The sequence below is a fragment of the Streptomyces sp. NPDC006332 genome (assembly GCF_040612855.1).
In the GTDB taxonomy this organism is placed as follows: Bacteria; Actinomycetota; Actinomycetes; order Streptomycetales; family Streptomycetaceae; genus Streptomyces.
Map to the genome: position 1 here is coordinate 96091 of NZ_JBEXRA010000010.1, position 22489 is coordinate 118579.

Annotated in this window: 17 protein-coding genes; 10 read left to right on the plus strand and 7 right to left on the minus strand. The window is 71.4% G+C overall.

What is annotated here, in order from left to right; translation table 11 throughout:
- The first annotated feature begins 78 nt into the window (after positions 1-78).
- The 4 genes from ABZ027_RS12040 (at position 79) to ABZ027_RS12055 (ending at position 3569) form a co-directional block, all read left to right on the plus strand.
- Positions 79-306, plus strand: a complete 228-nt coding sequence (locus ABZ027_RS12040; RefSeq protein ID WP_356767050.1) for a hypothetical protein — start codon at positions 79-81, stop codon at positions 304-306.
- The gene (locus tag ABZ027_RS12045) at positions 296-1540 is read left to right on the plus strand and encodes a glycosyltransferase family 2 protein (RefSeq protein WP_356767052.1); all 1245 of its coding nucleotides are present in this window, start codon (positions 296-298) and stop codon (positions 1538-1540) included. The genes ABZ027_RS12040 and ABZ027_RS12045 overlap by 11 nt, the downstream gene beginning before the upstream one ends.
- Positions 1541-1689: 149 nt before the next feature.
- Entirely contained in the window at positions 1690-2853 is a 1164-nt protein-coding gene (gene wecB / locus ABZ027_RS12050) for a UDP-N-acetylglucosamine 2-epimerase (non-hydrolyzing) (protein WP_356767053.1), read from the plus strand.
- Positions 2850-3569 carry a calcium-binding protein gene (locus tag ABZ027_RS12055; RefSeq protein ID WP_356767054.1) on the plus strand — a complete coding sequence of 240 codons (720 nt, stop codon included), beginning with the start codon at positions 2850-2852 and terminating at the stop codon, positions 3567-3569. The genes wecB and ABZ027_RS12055 overlap by 4 nt, the downstream gene beginning before the upstream one ends.
- Positions 3570-3765: 196 nt before the next feature.
- Here the strand turns inward: ABZ027_RS12055 and ABZ027_RS12060 are convergent, their stop codons facing one another.
- From ABZ027_RS12060 to ABZ027_RS12070, 3 genes are all read right to left on the minus strand, one after another.
- On the minus strand, positions 3766-5229 hold the full coding sequence (locus ABZ027_RS12060) for a glutamate synthase subunit beta (protein WP_356767056.1): 1464 nt from the start codon (positions 5227-5229) through the stop codon (positions 3766-3768).
- Positions 5222-9823 (minus strand): glutamate synthase large subunit, encoded by a 4602-nt coding sequence (gltB, locus tag ABZ027_RS12065; protein WP_356767252.1) that lies wholly within the window; start codon positions 9821-9823, stop codon positions 5222-5224. The genes ABZ027_RS12060 and gltB overlap by 8 nt, the downstream gene beginning before the upstream one ends.
- A 370-nt stretch (positions 9824-10193) precedes the next feature.
- Positions 10194-10925: a VIT1/CCC1 transporter family protein gene (locus tag ABZ027_RS12070; protein WP_356767058.1), complete on the minus strand. Its 732-nt coding sequence runs from the start codon at positions 10923-10925 to the stop codon at positions 10194-10196.
- 258 nt (positions 10926-11183) lie between these two features.
- Here ABZ027_RS12070 and ABZ027_RS12075 point away from each other — a divergent pair, with 258 nt between their 5' ends.
- Genes ABZ027_RS12075 through ABZ027_RS12100 form a run of 6 tightly spaced genes read left to right on the plus strand, consistent with a single transcriptional unit; the run spans position 11184 to position 18156 of the window.
- On the plus strand, positions 11184-12257 hold the full coding sequence (locus ABZ027_RS12075; protein WP_356767060.1) for an ADP-ribosylglycohydrolase family protein: 1074 nt from the start codon (positions 11184-11186) through the stop codon (positions 12255-12257).
- The gene (locus ABZ027_RS12080) at positions 12254-13543 is read left to right on the plus strand and encodes an ADP-ribosylglycohydrolase family protein (protein WP_356767062.1); all 1290 of its coding nucleotides are present in this window, start codon (positions 12254-12256) and stop codon (positions 13541-13543) included. Before ABZ027_RS12075 ends, ABZ027_RS12080 begins: the two co-directional genes overlap by 4 nt.
- 8 nt (positions 13544-13551) lie before the next feature.
- Positions 13552-14727 carry an ADP-ribosylglycohydrolase family protein gene (locus ABZ027_RS12085; protein WP_356767064.1) on the plus strand — a complete coding sequence of 392 codons (1176 nt, stop codon included), beginning with the start codon at positions 13552-13554 and terminating at the stop codon, positions 14725-14727.
- Entirely contained in the window at positions 14715-16115 is a 1401-nt protein-coding gene (locus ABZ027_RS12090) for an ADP-ribosylglycohydrolase family protein (RefSeq protein WP_356767066.1), read from the plus strand. The genes ABZ027_RS12085 and ABZ027_RS12090 overlap by 13 nt, the downstream gene beginning before the upstream one ends.
- The gene (locus tag ABZ027_RS12095; protein ID WP_356767068.1) at positions 16112-17329 is read left to right on the plus strand and encodes a CoA transferase; all 1218 of its coding nucleotides are present in this window, start codon (positions 16112-16114) and stop codon (positions 17327-17329) included. Before ABZ027_RS12090 ends, ABZ027_RS12095 begins: the two co-directional genes overlap by 4 nt.
- Complete coding sequence (locus ABZ027_RS12100; protein WP_356767070.1) at positions 17326-18156, plus strand: CoA ester lyase; 831 nt, start codon at positions 17326-17328, stop codon at positions 18154-18156. The genes ABZ027_RS12095 and ABZ027_RS12100 overlap by 4 nt, the downstream gene beginning before the upstream one ends.
- A 67-nt stretch (positions 18157-18223) precedes the next feature.
- Here the strand turns inward: ABZ027_RS12100 and lgt are convergent, their stop codons facing one another.
- From lgt to trpB, 4 genes are all read right to left on the minus strand, one after another.
- Entirely contained in the window at positions 18224-19213 is a 990-nt protein-coding gene (gene lgt / locus ABZ027_RS12105; RefSeq protein WP_356767072.1) for a prolipoprotein diacylglyceryl transferase, read from the minus strand.
- Between the two features lie 93 nt (positions 19214-19306).
- Complete coding sequence (locus ABZ027_RS12110; protein WP_356767074.1) at positions 19307-20083, minus strand: thioredoxin domain-containing protein; 777 nt, start codon at positions 20081-20083, stop codon at positions 19307-19309.
- A gap of 89 nt (positions 20084-20172) precedes the next feature.
- Positions 20173-20991 (minus strand): tryptophan synthase subunit alpha, encoded by an 819-nt coding sequence (trpA, locus tag ABZ027_RS12115; RefSeq protein ID WP_356767076.1) that lies wholly within the window; start codon positions 20989-20991, stop codon positions 20173-20175.
- The gene (gene trpB, locus ABZ027_RS12120; protein ID WP_356767078.1) at positions 20988-22277 is read right to left on the minus strand and encodes a tryptophan synthase subunit beta; all 1290 of its coding nucleotides are present in this window, start codon (positions 22275-22277) and stop codon (positions 20988-20990) included. Before trpB ends, trpA begins: the two co-directional genes overlap by 4 nt.
- Positions 22278-22489 lie beyond the last annotated feature (212 nt).

Here is a 22489-nt window from a genome sequence, read left to right on the forward strand (position 1 = left end):
ATTGTCTTCTGGGGCCCCTGGACGTCTGCTACGTTCGCCTCGCGCTGTGGGGACGCGCATTCGAATGTGGGGGGCACCATGTACGGACGACCCGCGCTGGGGGCACTACTGCCTCTCGCAGGGGCGATGGCCGCGCCCGAAGCCCTGCCCGGGCTGCGGCTGGCCAAGGCGTTGCAGGCGACGGCCGGCGCCGGGTTCCTGCTCTACTGTCTGACCGCCTGTCTGATCCTGCTGGTCCGGATACGCCTGCGCCGCCTCGCACAGAAGGTACGGGCAGCCGAGGCCGGGAGCAGCCATGATCACTGACCTGCTCCTGTGGTCGAGCATCACCCTGATCGTGATGGCCGGCTGCTACAACACGAGTCTGTTCGTGCTGTCGAGACGCAGAAAGCGCCGTACCCGAACCGAGCGGGCGGAGCGGTTCTACGTTTTTCTGCTTGCCTGCCTCAACGAGGAGCAGGTGCTCTCCGAGAGCCTCGCGCGCATCACCTCGCTGCCCAGCCGGAATTTCATGGCGCTGGTGATCGACGACGGCTCCGAGGACCGCACCGCCGAGATCGCCCAGGCCGCCGACCCGGACCTGGTCCGGCTGCACCGGCGCACCCTGCCGAACGCGCGCAAGGGCAAGGGCGCCGCGCTCAACGACGGAGTGCGCTACCTCAGGGAGTCCGGTGTGCTCGCCGGCCGTGCCCCCGAGGACGTGGTCCTGTGCGTGGTCGACGCGGACGGGCGGCTCGACCCGCACGTGGTGCAGTCGGTCGACCCGTACTTCGACGACCCTAGAACGGGCGCGGTCCAGGTCTGCGTCCGGATGTACAACCGGCACCTCGGACTGCTGGCCCGTATGCAGGACATGGAGTTCGTCGTCTACGGCGACGTCTTCCAAAGCGCCCGCCGCTTCATCGGCAGTGTGGGGATGGGCGGGAACGGGCAGTTCATGCGGCTCGCCGCCCTCAACACCCTGGAGGGCGACGGGCCTTGGAGCGACAGCCTCACCGAGGACCTCGACCTCGGCGTCCGGCTGATCGCCAAGGGCTGGACCAACCAGCACTGCACCGCCGCCGCGGTCTCCCAGCAGGCGGTGCTGAGCCTCAGGCGCCTGATCCGCCAGCGATCCCGCTGGTTCCAGGGCCACCTGCAGTCGGCCGGCCTCGTCCCGCTCATCCTCAGGGACGTACCGACCCGGGCGGCGCTCGACCTCCTGTACCACCTCTCCAGCCCGGTGCTGATCCTGCTCACCTCGCTGCTTCCGCTCTCCTTCCTCGTCGCCCTGGGCGCCACCATCGTGGGCTCGGTCCAGGCCGGCCACTCCCTCGTCTCGCCGATGTGGCTGCTCGGCCCGTACCTGCTCTCGTTCACGGCCGCCTACGCGTACGGCTTCGTGTACGCCAAGCGTGAGCGTGACCTCGGGCTCCTACGTTCCGTGCTGATCGCCCACGTCTTCGTCTTCTACGGCTACATCTGGTTCGCCGCCGGATGGTGGGGCTTCTGGCGGATGCTCACCGGTCAGCGGGGCTGGCTCAAGACCGCGCGCACCTGAGGACGTTCAGGCCGCGCCGAGCCCGCGCGGGCCCTCAGCTCTCCATCTCCCTCTCTCACCGCACCGCCGTCTGCATCTCTCATCCGCAGTACCTCTCATCACCTCACGTGATCGCTGCGTCGATCACGCATGCCCATAGGGGGGCACCCATGTCCACACACTCGTCAGCCGCGCCCGTACGCGCCATGCTCGTGCTCGGCACCCGGCCGGAAGCGATCAAACTGGCGCCCGTGGCGCGGGCGATGGCCACCGCCGCGCAGTTCGAGCCGATCGTCGTCACCACCGGCCAGCACCGCGAGATGCTCCACCAGATGCTCGACCTGCTGGGCGTCGACGCGCGTATCGCACTCGACGTGATGCGCAGACGGCAGCAGCTGTCCGACCTGACCGCCCGCCTCGTCCAGGAGCTCGGCCAGGCCATACGGGAGCAACGCCCCGACCTGGTCGTGGTCCAGGGAGACACCACGACCGCGCTGGCCGGCGCCCTGGCCGCGTTCTACGAGAAGATCCCGGTCGCCCACGTCGAGGCCGGACTGCGCACCGGTGTCATGGACAACCCCTTCCCGGAGGAACTCAACCGCTGCCTGATCAGCCGGATGACCCGCTGGCACTTCGCCCCGACCTCGGCGGCCGCCCGGCACCTGACGGACGAGGGAATCGCGCCGGAGCAGGTGTTCACCACCGGCAACACGGTCATCGACAACCTGCTGTGGGTGCTCGCCGAGGGCACCGGCTCCTCCGCCTTCCGCACCGGCGCCAAGCGGGTCCTGGTCACCCTGCACCGCAGGGAGAACCAGGGCGAGCGGATGCGCGGCATGGGTCGGGCGCTGACCAGGCTCGCGGCGCGCGGCGACGTGGAGATCGTGCTGCCGCTGCACAAGAGCCCGGCCGTGCGGGACGTCCTGCTGCCCGAACTCGACGGCCACGAGGGCATCCGGCTCGTCGAGCCGCTCGGCTACCTGGACTTCGCGGCCACCCTCGCCGAGTGCGACCTCGTCCTCACCGACTCCGGCGGTATCCAGGAGGAGGCCCCGAGCCTGAGCAAGCCCACGCTCGTCCTGCGGACGACCACCGAGCGGCCCGAGGCGGTCGAGGCCGGCGCGGCCCGGCTGGTGGGCACCGACCCGGAGGCGATCCTGACCTGGGCGCAGAAGCTGCTGGACGACCCGGTGGAGTACAAGCGCATGGCCACCGCGGGCAACCCGTTCGGCGACGGCATGGCGACCGCCCGGATCCTGGCCCAGCTGGCCGAGGACTTCGCCGCCGACGTCCCGGTCGATCTCACGGCATCCGGGCCATACTCGACGGCATGACACCGTCACCCCTGCGCTCCCGCCGAAGAACGCCTCCGGTTTCGCGGGGGCTTCGGGCGGGGCGCGGGGGCCGTGCCGTCACCGGACTGGCGCTGGTCCTCGCGCTCGCGGCGGTCGCCGCGATCGTGCTGAGCCAGTGCCGGTCCGACGCCCCGCCGCCCAAACCCTGGATCGACGGCACCACCCACGGCCGCTGGCTGTCGGTGTTCAACGGCATGGGCAAGAACACCGGTGACGACGGGTCGCTCACCCTCTCCCCGCTGGCCGCCGAGGAGCCCGGGACCACGCACGCCGGGCTGGTGGTGAGCACCGCCTCCTACACCGACGTGCGCTACGAGGCACGGATGCGGACGGTGGAACAGCTGCGCTCACCGAAACCGAACCCGTGGGAGGTGCCCTGGCTGGTGTGGGCGTACACCGACCCCGAGCACTTCTACTACGTCACCCTCAAGCCGAACGGCTGGGAGCTGGGCAAGCGCGACCCCGCCTATCCGGGCGGCCAGCGCTTCCTGGCGACCGGGCGGACGACGTACCCCGTGGGGGGCTGGTACGACGTGCGGGTCGAGCAGCGGGGGGCGTTGCTGTCGGTGTCGGTGGGAGGGACGCCGCTGGTGCGGTTCACCGACGTCGAACGGCCGTACAACCGGGGCCGGGTGGGCGCGTACACGGAGGACGCGACGGTGGAGTTCGAGGGCCTGGTGGCGAGTTCGGGCTGAGGGGTCTTCCCACTCGGACAGGGAAGGACGCCCATGAGCTCCGGGGAAGACGACGGCGCCTGCCCTGTCGTCCGGTCGGGGACAAAGGGGCAGGCGCCGTCTCGGGGGGTCCGGGGGCCCGCGGCTCGGCCGCTGATGGTGCCCCCGGATATCCCGCCCGTACGCCGTTGTACGGGAGACCTGTCGATCCTGCGGATCAGACCATCAGCGAGCGGTCCGTCGGACGGATCGGGGCGTGCAGGTCGCTGTCGCCGGTCAGGTGGCGGTCGACCCCGCGGGCGGCCGAGCGGCCCTCCGCGATGGCCCACACGATGAGGGACTGGCCGCGGCCGGCGTCACCGGCGACGTACACGCCCGGCACATTGGTCTGGAAGTCGGCGTCGCGGGCGATGTTCCCGCGCTCGTCGAGGTCCAGGCCGAACTGCTCGACCAGGCCGTTGTCCCGGTCGGTGCCCGTGAAGCCCATCGCGAGGGTGACCAGCTGGGCGGGGATCTTGCGCTCCGTGCCCGGCTTCTGGGTCAGCTTGCCCTCGACGAACTCCACCTCGGCCAGGTGCAGCCACTGGACGTTGCCGTCCTCGTCGCCCTCGAAGTGGGTGGTGGAGACGGAGTAGACCCGCTCGCCGCCCTCCTCGTGCGCGGAGGTGACCTTGTAGAGCATCGGGAAGGTCGGCCACGGCTGGGAGACCGGGTTCCGGTCGTCGTTCGGGCGGGGCATGATCTCCAGCTGCGTGACCGAGGCCGCGCCCTGGCGGTGGGCGGTGCCCACGCAGTCGGCGCCGGTGTCGCCACCGCCGATGACCACGACGTGCTTGCCCTCGGCGGAGATGGGGGGCGCCACGAAGTCGCCCTCCTGCACCTTGTTGGACAGCGGCAGGTACTCCATGGCCTGGTAGATGCCCTGCAGTTCACGGCCGGGGACCGGGAGGTCACGCGCGGTCGTCGCACCGGCGGCGATGACGATCGCGTCGTACCGCTTCTTCAGGTCGCTCGCCTTGAGGTCGCGGCCGATCTCGATGCCGGTGCGGAAGCGGGTGCCCTCCGCGCGCATCTGCTCGATACGGCGGTTGATGTGCCGCTTCTCCATCTTGAACTCGGGGATCCCGTACCGCAGGAGGCCTCCGATGCGGTCCGCGCGCTCGTAGACGGCGACGGTGTGGCCGGCCCGGGTGAGCTGCTGGGCGGCGGCGAGTCCGGCCGGGCCGGACCCGATGACCGCGACGGTCTTGCCGGACAGCCGCTCCGGGATCTGCGGGGCGACGTCACCGGTCTCCCACGCCTTGTCGATGATCGAGACCTCGACGTTCTTGATGGTGACGGGCGGCTGGTTGATGCCGAGCACACACGCCGACTCGCAGGGGGCGGGGCACAACCGGCCCGTGAACTCCGGGAAGTTGTTCGTCGCGTGCAGCCGCTCGGAGGCGGCCGCCCAGTCCTCGCGGTAGGCGTAGTCGTTCCACTCGGGGATCAGGTTCCCCAGCGGACAGCCGTTGTGACAGAACGGGATGCCGCAGTCCATGCAGCGGCTGGCCTGCTTGCTGATGATCGGCAGCAGGGAACCGGGGACGTAGACCTCGTTCCAGTCCTTCTTGCGCTCTTCGACGGGACGGGTCCTGGCGACCTCACGGCCGTGGTTCAAAAAGCCCTTCGGGTCAGCCATTGATCGCCGCCTCCATCATCTTCTCGGTGATCTCGGTCTCGGTGAGACCCGCTCGCTCGGCGGCGTCCTTGGCGGCGAGCACTGCCTTGTACGTGCTGGGGATGATCTTGCTGAAGCGCTCCACGGACACGGTCCACTCCGCGAGCAGCTTCTCGGCGACCGTCGAGCCGGTCTCCTCGGCGTGCCGGCGCACCACGTCGTGCAGCCACTGCTTGTCGGTGTCGTCCAGTGCCTCGACCGCGTCGACGTTGCCCACGTTGACGTTGTCGCGGTTCAGGTCGATGACGTACGCGACGCCACCGGACATGCCGGCCGCGAAGTTGCGGCCCGTCTCGCCGAGGACGACCGCGTGACCGCCGGTCATGTACTCGCAGCCGTGGTCGCCCACGCCCTCGGAGACCACCGTCGCGCCGGAGTTGCGGACGCAGAACCGCTCGCCCGTGCGGCCGCGCAGGAACAGCTCGCCGCCGGTCGCGCCGTACGCGATGGTGTTGCCCGCGATCGTCGAGTACTCGGCGAGGTGGTCGGCGCCCCGGTCGGGACGGACGATCACCCGGCCGCCGGAGAGGCCCTTGCCGACGTAGTCGTTGGCGTCGCCCTCCAGGCGCAGCGTGACGCCGCGCGGCAGGAAGGCGCCGAAGGACTGGCCGGCGCTGCCGGTGAAGGTGACGTCGATGGTGTCCTCGGGCAGGCCCGCACCGCCGAACTTCTTCGTCACCTCGTGGCCGAGCATGGTGCCGACCGTGCGGTTGATGTTGCGGATGGCGACCTGGGCGCGCACCGGCCGGGCCTCGGCCTGGGAGTCCGCGGCGAGGGCGTCGGCGGCGAGCTTGATCAGCTCGTTGTCGAGCGCCTTCTCCAGGCCGTGGTCCTGCTCGATCACCTGGTGCATCGCGGCGCCCTCGGGCAGCTCGGGCACGTGGAACAGCGGAGCGAGGTCCAGGCCCTGCGCCTTCCAGTGGTTGACCGCGCGGGTCACGTCGAGGGTCTCGGCGTGACCGACGGCCTCCTCGATGGAGCGGAAGCCCAGCTCGGCGAGGATCTCGCGGACCTCCTCGGCGATGAACTGGAAGAAGTTCACCACGTACTCGGCCTTGCCGGTGAAGCGGTCCCGCAGCGTCGGGTTCTGGGTGGCGATGCCGACGGGGCAGGTGTCCAGGTGGCAGACGCGCATCATGACGCAGCCGGAGACCACGAGCGGCGCGGTCGCGAAACCGAACTCCTCGGCGCCGAGCAGCGCGGCGATCACGACGTCCCGGCCCGTCTTCAGCTGGCCGTCGGTCTGCACGACGATGCGGTCGCGCAGGCCGTTGAGCAGCAGGGTCTGCTGGGTCTCGGCGAGACCGAGCTCCCAGGGGCCGCCCGCGTGCTTCAGCGAGGTCAGCGGGGAGGCGCCGGTACCGCCGTCGTGGCCGGAGATGAGCACCACGTCCGCGTGCGCCTTCGACACACCCGCCGCGACCGTGCCGACGCCGACCTCGGAGACCAGCTTCACGTGGATCCGCGCCTGCGGGTTCGCGTTCTTCAGGTCGTGGATCAGCTGGGCCAGGTCTTCGATGGAGTAGATGTCGTGGTGCGGCGGCGGGGAGATCAGACCGACACCGGGGGTGCTGTGCCGGGTCTTGGCGACCCAGGGGTACACCTTGTGGCCGGGCAGCTGGCCGCCCTCGCCGGGCTTGGCGCCCTGGGCCATCTTGATCTGGATGTCGTCGGCGTTGACCAGGTACTCGGAGGTCACACCGAAGCGGCCGGAGGCGACCTGCTTGATGCTGGAGCGGCGCGCCGGGTCGTACAGCCGGTCCGCGTCCTCGCCGCCCTCACCGGTGTTGGACTTGCCGCCCAGCTGGTTCATGGCGATAGCGAGCGTCTCGTGGGCTTCCTTGGAGATGGAGCCGTACGACATGGCGCCGGTGGAGAAACGCTTGACGATCTCGGACGCCGGCTCGACCTCGTCGATGGAGATCGGCTGGCGGTCCCCCGCCTTGAAGCCGAACAGGCCGCGCAGCGTCATCAGGCGCTCGGACTGCTCGTTCACGCGCTCGGTGTACTTCTTGAAGATGTCGTACCGGCCGCTGCGCGTCGAGTGCTGGAGGCGGAAGACCGACTCCGGGTCGAACAGGTGCGGCTCGCCCTCGCGGCGCCACTGGTACTCGCCGCCTATGTCGAGGGCGCGGTGGGCGGGCGCGATGCCGCTGGCCGGGTACGCCTTCGCGTGACGGGCGGCGACCTCCTTGGCGATGACGTCGATGCCGACGCCGCCGATCTTGGTGGCCGTGCCGCTGAAGTACTTGGTGACGAACTGCTCGTCGAGGCCGACCGCTTCGAAGACCTGGGCGCCCCGGTAGGAGGCGACCGTCGAGATGCCCATCTTGGACATGACCTTCAGGACGCCCTTGCCGAGGGCGTAGATCAGGTTGCGGATGGCCTTCTCGGCCTCGATGTCCGACAGGAAGGTGCCGGCGCGGACCAGGTCCTCGACCGACTCCATGGCCAGGTATGGGTTCACGGCGGCGGCGCCGAAGCCGATGAGCAGGGCGACGTGGTGGACCTCGCGGACGTCACCGGCCTCGACCAGCAGGCCCACCTGGGTGCGCTGCTTGGTGCGGATGAGGTGGTGGTGGACGGCCGCGGTGAGCAGCAGCGACGGGATCGGCGCGTGCTCGGCGTCCGAGTGGCGGTCCGACAGGACGATCAGGCGGGCGCCGTTCTCGATGGCGGCGTCGGCCTCGGCGCAGATCTCCTCGATGCGCGCGGCCAGGGCGTCGCCGCCGCCGGAGACGCGGAAGAGACCGGAGAGGGTCGCGGCCTTCATGCCCGGCATGTCGCCGTCGGCGTTGATGTGTATGAGCTTGGCCAGCTCGTCGTTGTCGATCACCGGGAAGGGCAGGACGACGCTACGACAGGAAGCCGCGCTCGCATCCAGCAGGTTGCCCTGGGGGCCCAGCGACGAGCGCAGGGAGGTGACGAGCTCTTCGCGGATCGCGTCCAGCGGCGGGTTGGTGACCTGCGCGAACAGCTGGGTGAAGTAGTCGAAGAGCAGCCGCGGGCGCTCGGACAGCGCGGCGATCGGCGAGTCCGTGCCCATCGAACCGATCGGCTCGGCACCGGCCTTGGCCATCGGCGCCAGGATGACGCGCAGCTCCTCCTCGGTGTAACCGAAGGTCTGCTGGCGGCGGGTGACGGAGGCGTGCGTGTGCACGATGTGCTCGCGCTCGGGCAGGTCGGACAGCTCGATCTCGCCGGCCTCCAGCCATTCCCCGTAGGGCGCCTCGGTGGCGAGCTGGGCCTTGATCTCGTCGTCCTCGATGATGCGGTGCTCGGTGGTGTCGACGAGGAACATGCGGCCGGGCTGCAGCCGGCCCTTGCGGACGACCTTGGCGGGGTCGATGTCGAGGACGCCGACCTCGGAGCCGAGGACGACGAGGCCGTCGTCGGTGACCCAGTAGCGGCCGGGGCGCAGTCCGTTGCGGTCGAGGACCGCGCCGACCTGCTTGCCGTCGGTGAAGGTGACGCAGGCCGGGCCGTCCCAGGGCTCCATCAGGTTGGAGTGGAACTGGTAGAACGCGCGTCGGGCCGGGTCCATGGAGTCGTGGTTCTCCCACGCCTCCGGGATCATCATCAGCACGGAGTGCGGCAGTGAACGGCCGCCCAGGTGCAGGAGTTCGAGGACCTCGTCGAAGGACGCCGAGTCGGAGGCCTCGGGCGTGCAGATCGGGAAGACCCGGTCGAGGGCCTTCTGGTCCGCTCCGAACAGGTCGGAGACCAGCTGGGACTCGCGGGCGGCCATCCAGTTGCGGTTGCCCTTGACGGTGTTGATCTCACCGTTGTGCGCGACGAAGCGGTACGGGTGCGCGAGCGGCCAGCTCGGGAAGGTGTTCGTCGAGAACCGCGAGTGGACCAGCGCGATCGCGGAGGCGAAGCGGCGGTCGGACAGGTCCGGGAAGAAGGGCTCCAGCTGGCCGGTGGTCAGCATGCCCTTGTAGACGATCGTCCGCGCGGACAGCGAGGGGAAGTAGACGCCGGCCTCGCGTTCGGCGCGCTTGCGCAGCACGAACGCCTTGCGGTCGAGGGCGATGTCCGTCGAGGAACCGTCGGTCACGAAGATCTGCCGGAACGCGGGCATCGTGGACCGGGCGGTGGCGCCGAGGAGTTCGGGCGCGACCGGCACCTCGCGCCAGCCGAGAACCGTCAGGCCCTCGTCCGCGGCGATCGTCTCGATCTGGGAGACAGTGGCCTCGGTGCCGTCCTCCGGCATGAAGGCGATGCCTACGGCGTACGCACCGGCCGCGGGCAGCTCGAACCCGGCGACCTCACGGAAGAAGGCGTCCGGCACCTGGGACAGGATGCCCGCTCCGTCGCCCGAGTCGGGCTCGGAACCGGTGGCACCCCGGTGCTCCAGGTTGCGCAGGACCGTGAGCGCCTGCTCGACCAGCGCATGGCTCGCCTCGCCGGTGAGGGTGGCCACGAAGCCGACGCCGCAGGCGTCGTGCTCGTTGCGGGGGTCGTACATACCCTGCGCAGCAGGGCGAGCATCCATGAAGGACCACTTCTGGCCATTCGTGGAGTGCTGGGACGGCTGGCGCGGCGTACGCATCGGCTCTCCCGTCGTCGTCATGTGGCATATGCAGATTGCCGAGGGACGACGTTGGCCCTCTGCGTGAGTGCAAAATTTCGTGCAGGTTACATGATGGAGCGGTTCTCGGGAACCGGGATGCTCCGTTCCAACATGCGGACGCCACGTGGGTGCGAGGGATGCCGCACACGTGGCTTGAAATATGTGGTGACCGAGCGGGACAGATCAGTGTCCGTCGATCCAGGGGGCGTAGTGAGCGTCGTCGCCCACCCCGCGAGTGCGCCGCAGGCGTCATTGCCCACAGCGCTTACGGCTCATGCCCGGTGGTTAAGCATTCGAAACCAGCGAGTAACGGCTACTTATGCGGCTCAACGCATACCTTGCAGCCGAGCTATCCTACGGCCGTTCCGAACAGGCTGCCCAGGGCGTACGTCACACCGGCCGCCGCGCCCCCGAGAGCGAGCTGCCGCAGCCCGCTGAACCACCAGGTCCGCGCGGTCACCCTGGCCACGACGGCCCCGCACGCGAACAGCCCGAGGAGCGCGAGCAGCACCGCGGGCCACAGCACGGTGGCGCCGAGCAGATACGGCAGCACCGGCAGCAGCGCGCCCAACGCGAACGCCCCGAACGACGAAACGGCCGCGACCAGCGGCGACGGCAGGTCGCCGGGGTCGATCCCGAGCTCCTCCCGGGCGTGTATCTCCAGCGCCTGCTCGGGATCGCGGGACAACTGCCGGGCCACCTCACGCGCCAGCCCGGGTTCGACGCCCCGCCCCTCGTACAGCGCGGCGAGCTCGGCCTCCTCGTCCTTGGGGTGCTTCCTCAGCTCCCCGCGCTCCACCTCCAGCTCAGCCTCGACGAGCTCGCGCTGCGAGGCGACCGAGGTGTACTCACCGGCGGCCATGGAGAAGGCGCCGGCGGCGAGTCCCGCGAGGCCGGTGATGACGATGGTCTGGTGCCCGACCGAACCACCCGCGACGCCGGTCATCAGAGCGAGATTGGAGACCAGGCCGTCCATCGCACCGAAGACGGCGGGGCGCAGCCAGCCACCGTTGACATCCCGGTGCGTGTGGTTGTCGCGGTGCGCCTCGTGCAGCGCGGCCTCGGTTTCGATGAGCGCCATTCCGGTCCCCCAGCAGCTTCTTTGGACTGATTCCACTTTTCGACAACGCCCACAGTACGCCTTCGAATTCCCGCCCACCAGCAAGGAAAGGCTCGGCTAACCTGCGGCTTTACCCTCGGACGCTCATTCGATAGATGCCCCGCACAGATGTCGACCGGGTGATGATGAAGCTCCCGAGGCTCCGGCGAACCACTCCGGTGGGACACATCCGCAAAGGGTTTAGCGCCCTGTGCGAACCCCCCGTAGAGGAGGCCGCGGATGGCATCCATCGCCTGCATTCCCTCGACCCCGGCGCCCGCGAACACCGCCGACCTCCGCGAGCGGGCCCGCGGCGCGCTGCTCGGCCTGGCTGTCGGGGACGCCCTCGGAGCCCCCGCGGAGAACATGAAGCCCTCCGAGATCCGCACCCGCTGGGGCCGCATCACGGGCTACGTCACCGACACTCCCGCCGGCACGGACGACACCGAGTACGCGATCTTCTCCGGCCTCCTCCTGGCCCGGCACGGCTCCGCGCTCACACCGGCACACGTGGAGGCGGCCTGGCACCTGTGGATCGCGGACCGCGCCGAGGGCCCCTTCCGGGGCGCGGGCTTCAGCGAACGCGGCACCTTGGAGAACCTGCGGCGGGGCCTGGCCGCCCCGATCTCCGCCCAGCACCGCCACGCCTGGAGCGACGGCCTCGCCATGCGTGCCGCGCCCTTCGGCGTGTTCGCCGCGGGCCGCCCCGCCGAGGCCGCCCGTCTGGTCGCGATCGACGGCTCGGTGAGCCACGACGGCGAGGGCATCTACGGCGGTCAGGCGGTGGCGGCCGGGGTCGCGGCGGCGATGGCGGGCGCCCCGGTCATCGCGGTGGTCGCCTCGGCCCTGGCGGTCATCCCCGACGACTCCTGGACGGCCCGCTCACTGCGCCGTGCCGTGACGGCGGCCCACCGCGGTGAACGCGCGGTCCGCGCCGCCGTCGTCGTCGGCGGCTACCCCTGGACCGACCTGGCCCCCGAGGCGGTCGCCCTCGCCTTCGGGGCCTACGCGTCGGCCGACGGCGACTTCGTCCAGGCGGTGCTGACCGCCGTCAACATGGGCCGCGACGCGGACACCACGGCGGCGGTGGCGGGCGCCCTGGCCGGCGCGACCCGGGGGGCCGCGGCGATCCCCGCCGACTGGGCCTCGGCCATCGGCCCGGCCCGGGGCAGTTGCCTGCCGTCGATGGCGGGCCACCACGTCCTGGACGTGGCGGAACTACTGACTCCGGGCGAGGACGGCAGGTGGGGCGCCGGGGGATTCGTACCGAGCGAGGTCGCGCGGGCGAACGACGGGACAGAGGTGGTCTCATGACGCCGCCCGTCCCCTGGGACGAGACAACACTCACGCTCGGCACGATCGAACCCGCGGCCGCCGACGGCCAGGACCCCCCACCAGGGCCACCCGCACCGGACAACGAAAGCCGCACGGGCGGTGCGGATGGGAACAAAAAAGCCGAAGGCGAAGCCGAGGCCGCCCACACCACAAGCCACCGCACCGAAGGCCTCCTGCTGGGCCTAGCCGCAGGCGACGCCGCCGGTTGGCCCGCCGCCCGCCACCGAGCCTCCCGGATGCCCGACTGGACCCGCCGTCTCACCCGCGAACTCGACACCTTCGCCGAACAGAACGCGACCACGACCCTCCCCGTCCCCATCGCACTCAACCAGCCCCCTGAGCCCCTGCGCCTGGGCCCCTCCGACGACGCCGAGTGGGCGGCCTTCGCCGCGGAGGCCCTGCTGCGGGCCGGTGACGACAGCGCCCTCGGCGACCTGAGCCGACAGCGCCGCACCCGCGCCGCGATCGACCTCACCTGGAACGCCCTCGCGAGCGAGGTGGCCGCCGCCGCGAACCGCGCGCCCGAGATCGAGTCCGCGGTCCTGCCCCTGCGCGCCCGCATCTCGGTGCGGGCCGGCCTCGGCAACCTCGCCGCCGGCCTGCGCCCGCCCGCCACCGGCCACGACAACCCGCACTACTTCGACGACGCGGCCTGCGTCCGGGCCTGCGTCCTCGCCGTGGCCCACCCCGGCGACCCCCGGCTCGCCGCCGACCTGGCCGAGTTCGACGCCCGCTACACCCAGGACGGCGACGGCGTGCACGGCGCCAGGGCGATGGCGGCGGCCCTCGCCCTGGCCCTCACCGGAGCCGACGTCCACACCTGCGCGACCGCGGCCCTCGCGGAACTCCCCGAGTCCACCGAGATCGGACGCAACGCCCGCCACGCCCTCACGCTGGCTGCCGGCGCCGACAGCACCTTCGCCCTGATCCCCCTGCTGGAACACCAGATCGTCGACCACGTCTACAGCTACGGCATCGCCGCCGCGGAGACCGTCCCGGTCGCCCTCGCGCTGGCCACCGCCGCGAACGGCCGGATCGCGGAGGCGGTTCCGGCGGCGGCCTGCCTGTCCCGGGTCGCGGACTCCGCCCCCGCCCTGGCCGGCGCTCTCACCGGCGCCCTGGGCGGCGGCGCGTCGATCCCCGCCTCCTGGCGCGCCGCCTGCCGCACGCTCTCCGGCTGCGCACTGCCCCGGCTCACCGGCACGGACCTGGTGGAACTCGCCGAACTCCTGGAAGCCGCACAACCCGCCCCACCAGAGGGATGATTCAGGGCATGACGCCCAAAAGTGAAGAAACCCGAGCAGTGGGCCTGGATGAGCGCATCGCCGGCGCCCTGGTCGGCGCGGCCGTCGGCGACGCGCTGGGCGGTCCCGTCGAGGGCTACTCCCCTGAGCAGATCCTGGAACGCCACGCCGGCCGCGTGCACGGCGTCGTCGGCCCCTGGAACGGTGACTCCTGGCGCACCGCCCGCCCCATCGCGCCGTACCACAAGGGCGACGGCCACGTCACCGACGACACGTTGATGACGCACGCGCTGGTGCGGGTCTACGCCCAGGTCCGCGACCACCTGGACGCGTACGCGATCGCGGAGCACCTGGTCCCCGACCTGATGACCACCCCGCGCTGGATCCCGGAGCTGGAGGCGGAGGCGCTGCCCCTGCACCGTGTCTTCCTCGCGGAGAAGTGGCTGGTGACGAGGCTCCACTACGGCCATGCCGACCCGCGCGAGGCCGGCGTCGGCAACATCGTCAACTGCGGTGCCGCGATGTACATGGCCCCCGTCGGCCTGGTCAACGCGGCCAACCCCCGGGCGGCCTACGCCGAGGCCCTGGACATCGCGGGCGCCCACCAGTTCTCGTACGGCCGTGAGGCGGCGGCCGTCCTCGCGGCGGCGGTGGCCGCGGCGGCCACACCGGGCGCCGACCCGGACTCGGTCGTCGCCGCCTGCCTGTCGCTGGCGAAGGACGGCACCCGGGAGGCGATCGAGAAGGTCTGCGACACCGCGTGCCGCCACAGGGACTTCGAGTCGGCGCTGGGTCCGCTCCGCGAGGCGGTCGCGCCCTACGACACGGTGGGCCCCGACTACCGTGCCCCCTCCCTGGGCGCCCGCCGCCCGTCGCGTCTGCACGCGATCGAGGAACTTCCGATCGCGCTGGGCATGATGCTGGTCGCAGGCGGCGACTACCGTCACGCGGTCCTCGGCGCGGTGAACTACGGCCGCGACTGCGACTCCATCGCGACGATGGCCGGCGCGCTGACGGGCGCCCTGGGCTCCGCGGTCCCGGAGGACTGGTCGAAGCAGGTCTCCGAGGCGAGCCGTCTGGACCTGTGGGAACCGGCGGCCACCCTGGCGGCCGTCACCCGGGAGATCTTCGCAAAGGACGTCCGCCGACGCCGCGCCCATGAGCAGGCCCTGACCCTCCTCGGAGGTTCCGGGTGCTGCGCCTGACCTGGGTCCAGCCGGAAGACCTCGTCGGCCACGAACTCCGTCAGGCAGCCGAGGACGGCCGTGATCCCTCGGCGATCGCGTCCCGCTGGAAGGCAGCCGGAGGCCGCAAGGCCCCGGTGACGGCGGGCGCCTCCCCCGAACCCGCCTCCCGCAGCCTGCGCCTCCTCGCGGTGGACCTGCTGGACGAACTGGCGGCCCTGCCAAGCCCGTTGGCGGACCTTGAGCCGACGGACCTGGACCAGATCAAGTCGCTGTGCCCCGACTGGCCGCAGCAGAAAGCCGGGCACGGCCACACCGATGTCGCCGCCCACCCCGCCACCCCCGCCCGGGCCCGCCTGGAAGCCGCCTGGCTGGGCCGAGCCGCCGGCTGCCTGCTGGGCAAACCCGTCGAGAAACTCCCCCTGGAAGCCATCCGTCAACTGGCCAAATCCGCTGGTAACTGGCCCCTGACCAGGTACTTCACAGCACGCGGAGTCCCCGCCGCCCTGCTGGCGGCACACCCCTGGAACCGCCGCTCGGCCGCCACCTCCCTCGCCGAGAACATCGACGGAATGCCCGAGGACGACGACCTCAACTACCCCCTCCTCAACCTCCTCCTGCTGCGACGTCACGGACCACGCTTCACCACCCGCGACGTGGCGGCCCTCTGGCTCGACGAACTCCCCGCGGGCCGCACGTTCACCGCCGAACGCGTCGCCTACCGCAACCTCCTCACCGGCCTGGAACCCCCGCACACCGCCCGCCACCACAACCCCTTCCGCGAATGGATCGGTGCCCTGATCCGCGCCGACGTCCACGGCTGGACCAACCCCGGCGACCCGGCCGCAGCCGCCGAACAGGCCCACCGGGACGCCACCCTCACCCACACCGCCAACGGTGTCTACGCGGCGATGTTCATCGCGGCCACCATCGCCCGGGCGGCCACCGGCACCACCGACGTCCACACCGCGCTGCGCACCGGCCTCACCGTGGTCCCACCGGACTCCCGCCTGGCCCGAGCCGTCCAGCACGCCCTCGAACTGGCCCGCGGCCACCAGGACTTCGACACCGTCGTCGACGAACTGCACGCCACCCACGCGCACACCCACTGGGTCCACGCCATCCCCAACACCGCGCTGATCGCCGCCGCCCTCACCCACGCGGACGGCGACTTCACGGGCTCCATCTGCCGTGCCGTGTCGGGCGGTTGGGACACCGACTCCAACGGCGCCACCGCCGGCAGCGTCGCCGGTCTGCTCGCCGGCACCCCGTCCGCCCTGCCCGAACGCTGGACCAGCCCGCTGAAGAACCGCCTGTCCACCACGGTCGGCGACTTCAACGGCGTCGGCTTCGACACGCTCGCCCACCTCACCCGCACACTCACCCGCCCGGAGGGACCCCGCCCATGACTCCCAGCGCCGCGGGGCACGACAAGCCCCAGAGCCCTCTCACCGGCCTCCGCGTCCTCGACCTCGCCACCCTCTTCGCGGGCCCGCTGGCCGCGACCATGCTCGGCGACTTCGGCGCGGAGGTCATCAAGATCGAGCACCCCACCAGGCCCGACCCCTCCCGCGGCCACGGCCCGTCGAAGAACGGCGTGGGCCTGTGGTGGAAACTCCTGGCCCGCAACAAGCGCACCATCACCCTCGACCTCGCCACGCCCGGCGGTCGCGCCACCCTTCTGCGCCTGGCCGCCACCGCCGATGTCGTCATCGAGAACTTCCGCCCCGGCACCCTGGAGAAGTGGGACCTCGGCTGGGAGGAGCTGTCCTCCGCCAACCCGCGCCTGGTCCTCACCCGGGTCACCGGCTTCGGCCAGTTCGGCCCCGCCGCCCACCGCCCCGGCTTCGGCACCCTCGCCGAGGCGATGAGCGGTTTCGCCGCGATCACCGGCGAACCGGACGCCCCGCCGACGCTCCCGCCCTTCGGCCTCGCCGACTCCATCGCGGGCCTCGCCACCGCCTACGCCGTCATGACGGCCCTGGCCGCCCGCGACCGCACCGGCGAGGGCCAGGTCGTCGACATGGCGATCATCGAACCGATCCTGACCGTGCTGGGCCCGCAACCGACCTGGTACGACCAGCTCGGACACGTCCAGCCCCGCACCGGCAACCGCTCCCAGAACAACGCCCCGCGCAACACGTACCGCACCGCGGACGGCACCTGGGTCGCCGTCTCCACCTCCGCCCAGTCGATCGCCGAGCGGGTGATGCGGCTGGTGGGCCGCCCGGAACTGATCGACGAGGCCTGGTTCGCGACCGGCGCCGGCCGGGCCGCCCACGCCGACGTCCTGGACGAGGCGGTCGGCACCTGGATCGCCGCCCGCACCCGCACCGACGTCCTGGCCGCCTTCGAGAAGGCGGAGGCGGCCGTCGCGCCGATCCAGGACGTCCGTGACGTGATGACCGACCCGCAGTACCAGGCCCTGGACACCGTCACCACGGTCGACGACCCCGAGCTGGGCCCCGTCCGTATGCAGAACGTGCTCTTCCGACTGTCCGCGACGCCCGGCGCGATCCGCTGGGCGGGCCGCCCGCACGGCGCGGACACCACGGAGGTCCTCACCGAACTGGGCCTGACCGAAGCGGAACTGGCCGCCCTGCGCGAGGCGGGCGCCGTATGACAGCGCCCCCACTCACCTGGCTGTACGCCCCCGGCGACCGCCCGCACGTCGTCGCCAAGGCCCTCACCGCGGGTGCCGACGTGGTCGTGGTCGACCTGGAGGACGCGGTCGCCCCCGACCGCAAGGACTACGCCCGCGCGGCCACCGCGGAACTCCTCACCGAGCCGCAGCCGTCCCCGGTCCACGTGCGCGTGAACGCCCTCGGCACGCCCGGCGCCGACGCGGACCTGAAGGCGGTCGCCGCGCTCCCCGGCGTGCGCGGACTGCGCCTGCCCAAGGTGACCTCCCCCGAGCAGATCGTCCGCGTCGCCGAGGACACAGCTCCCGCCGAGGGAGGCGCACCCCCGCTGTACGCCCTGCTGGAGTCGGCCCTGGGCATCGAACGGGCGCACGCGATCGCCTCCTGCCACCCCGCCCTGCGCGGAATCGCCCTGGGCGAGGCGGACCTCGCCGCCGACCTGGGCGTACGTGGGGACGCGGGCCTCGACTGGTCCCGCTCCCGGGTGATCGTGGCCGCACGGGCGGCCGGCCTGCCCCCGCCCTCCCAGTCCGTCCACCCCGACATCCGCGACCTGGAGGGCCTCGCGGCCTCCTGCGCCCACGGCCGCACCCTGGGCTTCCTCGGCCGGGCCGCCATCCACCCGCGCCAGCTCCCGGTCATCGAACGGGCCTACCTCCCCACCCAGCGGGAGATCGAGCAGGCGGAGACGATCATCAAGGCGGCGACCACGGAACAAGGCGCCCAGGCGTTGCCGGACGGCAGGTTCATCGACGCCGCGGTGGTGTCGGCGGCCCACCGCACCCTGTCACTGGCCCGCCGGAACTGACCTGCGCCCACACGCGATGAGGGCGCCCCGGAGTCCCGGGGCGCCCTCATCGTCGTACGGCGTGACGTCAGCTCTTCTTCGCCGACCCGGCCTCGTTCTTCACGTCCGCGTCGGTGTCCGCGTCCTTGTCCGGGCCCTTGTCGGCGTCCGCCTCAGCCTTCTCGTCGGTCTTCGTCCTGGCCTCGGTCTCCTCGCCGGAGGCGTCGTCCGCGTCGTCCGCGCCGTCGGCCGTGTCGTCGGCGACACCCGGTTCCACGACGGTCTCACGCCCCGGCCGCTTCTTCGCCGAGAGCACCATGTACACCACCGCGAGCACGAACACGATCAGCGCGGTCCAGTTGTTCAGCCGCAGGCCCAGGATGTGGTGGGCGTCGTCGATGCGCATGTACTCGATCCAGAACCGGCCCACGCAGTACGCCGCGACGTACAGCGCGAACGCCCGCCCGTGTCCGAGCTTGAACCGGCGGTCCGCCCAGATCACCAGCGCCGCGACACCGATGCACCACAGCGACTCGTACAGGAACGTCGGGTGGTAGGTGCCCGGCACCCGCCCGTCCGTGGACGACGTGATCTTCAGCGCCCACGGCAGGTCGGTGGGCTTGCCGTACAGCTCCTGGTTGAACCAGTTGCCCCAGCGGCCGATCGCCTGTGCGAGGGCGATACCGGGGGCGAGGGCGTCGGCCCAGGCCGGCAACGGGATGCCCCGGCGCCGGCAGCCGATCCACGCGCCCACCGCGCCGAGCGCGATCGCGCCCCAGATGCCGAGGCCGCCCTCCCAGATCTTGAAGGCGTCCACCCAGTCACGGCCATCGCTGAAGTACAGCTCGTAGTCCGTGATCACGTGATAGAGCCGGCCGCCGACCAGGCCGAACGGCACGGCCCAGACCGCGATGTCGGCCACCGTCCCGGCCTGACCGCCCCGGGCGATCCAGCGCCGGTTGCCGAGCCAGACGGCTACGAAGACGCCGATGATGATGCAGAACGCGTAGCCGCGCAGCGGAATGGGGCCGAGGTGCAGCACCCCGCGCGACGGGCTGGGAATGAAGGCAAGTTCCATGGCAAGGTCGACGCTACCTTGCCGGGCCGCGAGCACGGCAGGCAGCCCGGCTACGGGTCCATAACAGGCGGGGTGAAACCCCTCCGCCGACGCTTACCCCTGGTCCGCCTGCCGGACCAGCTGCTTCAGCTTCGCCGGGGTCATCGTCCGGTCCTGGTAGATGCTCTTGCCGTTGAGAAGCACCGTCGGCGTGCCGGTGAAGCCGCCCTTGCGGAAGGCCGCCGCGGACTTGTCGACCCAGCTGCCGTGCGTTCCCTTCTCGACACACGTGCGGAACGCGGGCGTGTCGAGTCCGTCGACCTTGGCGGCCAGCTCGATGAGCTTGCCGTTGTCGGCGTAGCCGTCGTCGGTCTCGGCGGGCTGGTTGTCGTAGAGCACGTCGTGGTACGCGGGGAACTTTCCGACCTCCTGCGCGCAGGCCGCGGCGTTGGCCGCGTTGCGGGAGCCGGTGCCGCCCAGGTTGCCGTCGATGATCGTCGCCAGGTGGTACTCCGTCTTCAGCTGCCCGGCGGCGGTCAGCTCGTGGATGGCGGGCCGGTACGCCGTCTCGAAGGCCTTGCAGGCCGGGCAGCGGAAGTCCTCCCAGACCGTGAGCGTCGACTTGGCGCTCTCCTTGCCGACCGGGATGGCCAGGCTGTCCTTGCCCTGCGCCCCCGAGGGCGCCACCACCGGGCCGGCGGCCTTGCTGCCGTCGTCCTTGCCCGCGTTGGCCGCGACGACGCCGATCACCGCCGCGAGACCCAGGACGCAGACCACGCTCGCGCCCACGATCAGGACCCGGCGGCGCCGCTCCGCGGACTTCTGCTTCTCACGCTCGACCGCCAGCCGCTCCCGGGCGGTGCCTTTTCTCTCTCGATTCTTCTCGCTCACATCCCGCAGAACGAACCGGGGAGGCGCACCGCGCCTCCCCGGTCCCAGGTCCACCCGTTCGAGTGACCCGCACGATATGTCCCGTTGTGTTACGCCTTTCCGCGCACGCCCTGGGCGAGCTCACCGGCGAGCGCACGGACCGCCTCGACTCCGGCCGCGTGGTCCGGCGCGTCCAGCATCCGCTTGACGAAGGCCGAGCCGACGATCACGCCGTCGGCGAATCCGGCCACCTCGGCGGCCTGTCCGGCGTCGGAGACCCCGAGGCCCACACAGACGGGCAGGTCGGTGCCGGTTGCCCGGGTCCGCTCGACCAGGTCCTGCGCCTGCGCGCCGACCGACGCGCGGGTGCCGGTGACCCCCATCAGCGAGGCGGCGTAGACGAACCCGCTGCCCGCCGCGGTGATCTCGGCGAGCCGCTCGTCCTTGCTGCTGGGCGCCACCACGAAGACGGTCGCCAAGCCGTGCTTCTCCGCATGCTCCCTCCACAGCGCCGACTCCTGCACGGGCAGGTCGGGCAGGATGCAGCCCGCGCCGCCCGCCTGGGCGAGTTCGGCGGTGAAGCGCTCGACGCCGTAGCGGTCGATGGGGTTCCAGTACGTCATCACGAGCACCGGCTTCCCGGTCGCCTCGTGGGCCTCCCGGACGGTCCGCATGACGTCGGCGATCTTGACGCCGCCGCGGAGGGCGATGTCGTCGGCGGTCTGGATGACCGGTCCGTCGAGGACGGGGTCGCTGTGCGGCAGGCCCACCTCGACGACGTCGGCGCCGCCGTCGAAGACGGCCTTGATCGCCTCGATGCCGCCGTCCACGGTCGGGAACCCGGCCGGGAGGTAGGCGATCAGCGCGGAACGCCCTTCCGCCTTCGCGGCGGCGAGGGTGTCCGTCAACAGCTGGATGGTGCCGCTCACTTGGCGTCCCCCTCGATCTCGGCGGTGTCGGCCGCGTTGGCTGCGACCTCGGCGTCGGCGGCGCTGTCGTAGAGGCCGAAGTAGCGGGCGGCGGTGTCCATGTCCTTGTCTCCGCGGCCGGACAGGTTGACCACGATCAGGCCGTCACTGCCGAGTTCCCTGCCGACCTCCAGGGCGCCGGCCAGCGCGTGCGCGCTCTCGATGGCCGGGATGATGCCCTCGGTGCGCGACAGCAGACGCAGCGCCTGCATGGCCGCGTCGTCGGTGACCGCGCGGTACTCGCCGCGGCCGCTGTCCTTGAGGTAGGCGTGCTCGGGTCCGATGCCCGGGTAGTCCAGACCCGCCGAGATCGAGTAAGGCTCGGTGATCTGGCCCTCCTCGTCCTGCAGGACGTAGGAGCGCGAGCCGTGCAGGATGCCCGGCTCGCCCGCGGTGAGCGTGGCCGCGTGCTCGCCGGTCTCGACGCCGTGCCCGGCGGGTTCGCAGCCGATCAGGCGGACGGTCTCGTCCGGGATGAAGGCGTGGAACAGACCGATGGCGTTGGAGCCGCCGCCGACGCAGGCCACCGCGGCGTCCGGCAGCCGCCCGGCCTGCTCCAGCAGCTGGCGGCGCGCCTCGACGCCGATCACCCGGTGGAAGTCACGGACCATGGCGGGGAAGGGGTGCGGTCCGGCGACCGTGCCGAACAGGTAGTGGGTGCGGTCGACGTTGGCGACCCAGTCGCGGAACGCCTCGTTGATCGCGTCCTTCAGCGTGCGGCTGCCGGACTTCACGGCGATGACCTCGGCGCCGAGCATGCGCATCCGGGCCACGTTCAGCGCCTGCCGCTGGGTGTCGATCTCGCCCATGTAGATGGTGCACTCGAGACCGAACAGCGCACAGGCGGTGGCCGTCGCGACACCGTGCTGACCGGCGCCGGTCTCGGCGATGACACGGGTCTTGCCCATGCGCTTGGTGAGCAGCGCCTGGCCGAGCACGTTGTTGATCTTGTGCGAGCCGGTGTGGTTGAGGTCCTCGCGCTTGAGGAACACCCGGGCGCCGCCCGCGTGTTCGGCGAACCGCGGCACCTCGGTGAGGGAGCTGGGCCGGCCGGTGTAGTGCACGAGCAGATCGTCGAGTTCGCGGGCGAACTCGGGGTCGTGCTTGGCCTTGTCGTACTCGACGGCCACCTCGTCCACGGCGGCGACGAGGGCCTCCGGGATGAACTTGCCGCCGAACGCGCCGAAGTAGCCTTCGGCGCTGGGGATCTGACCGTCCGGGTCGGGGATGAAGAAGTCGCTGGGCATGCGGAAACCTCACGGTGAGTTTGGGACGTACCTGATCGCCGTGGGGGCGGGGCTTGTTCGACGGCTTACGGCCGTCAGTGGCTTGTCGCGCCCGCGCGGCGGTAGCCGCACGTCGAACGCAGTCCCGCGCCCCTAAAAGGGGCGCTGCCATCGCCGCCCGTTGACTTGCCCCGGCTCGTCTCCGATGACGTATCGCACCCGGCGGCCGTGTA